The organism is Aureimonas ureilytica (assembly GCF_001475935.1).
In the GTDB taxonomy this organism is placed as follows: domain Bacteria; phylum Pseudomonadota; class Alphaproteobacteria; order Rhizobiales; family Rhizobiaceae; genus Aureimonas; species Aureimonas ureilytica_A.
On the sequence record NZ_LDQA01000080.1, the window covers coordinates 1 to 896 of the forward strand.

Sequence of the window (896 nt, forward strand, 5' to 3'; positions counted from 1 at the left end):
ACAGCGACGATCGCCTCGGGAAAGCCCCTCAGGCCATCGACCACGGCCAGAAGCACGTCCTCGACGCCGCGGTTCTTCATCTCGGTCATGACCCGAAGCCAGAACTTGGCGCCTTCGTTCGTCTCGATCCAAAGCCCGAGGATCTCTTTGGTGCCGTCGGCCCGAACCCCGAGCGCGACATGGACCGCCTTGTTCCGCACGAACCCTTCGTCGCGGATCTTTACGCGAAGCGCATCAAAGAACACGATCGGGTAGACTGGCTCGAGCGGGCGAGCCTGCCAAGTGGCGATCTCCTCCAGAACCGCGTCGGTCACCGCCGAGATCAGGTCGGGCGAGACGTCGATGCCGTAGAGTTCGTGCAGATGCCCGACGATCTCGCGGTTGCTCATGCCCCGCGCATACATCGAGATGACCTTCTCATCGAAGCCCGGAAACCGCCGTTGGTACTTGGCGATGAGTTGCGGATCGAAACTCGCCTGGCGATCGCGCGGCACGGAAAGATCCAACCGCCCCGTGTAGGTCGTCACCGTCTTCCTGCCATAGCCATTGCGGCTGTTGCCCGCTCCGCCATCGCCAGACAGATGATGATCCATCTCGGCGTTCAACGCCCGCTCCGCTAAGGCCTTCTTCAGATCGTCCAGAAGCCCGCCGGGATCAAACGCCGTCTTGGGATCGGCCCCGGACAGAAGCTGGTCCAGAAGCGCATCGGGAATGTGGGGTGCTTTGCATCGTACCATCGGGTCCATCCTATGGGTCCATTATGGCCGCTCCACACGAAATTCCTGACAGTCCCGAGGCCCAGTACATAGGACGGCTGTTTCAGGCCTTCATCGTTTGAGAAAAGAACAGAAAGGGATCATTGTGTCCTATTCCGCTATTCGCAACAGATGGGGTAT

At 60.2% G+C, this 896-nt stretch carries 1 protein-coding gene; it reads right to left on the minus strand.

What is annotated here, in order from left to right:
- Window positions 1-737, minus strand: a 737-nt coding sequence (locus NS365_RS22005) for an IS256 family transposase (RefSeq protein ID WP_153003898.1), incomplete at its 3' end; no start/stop codon positions are given.
- Window positions 738-896: the final 159 nt, after the last annotated feature.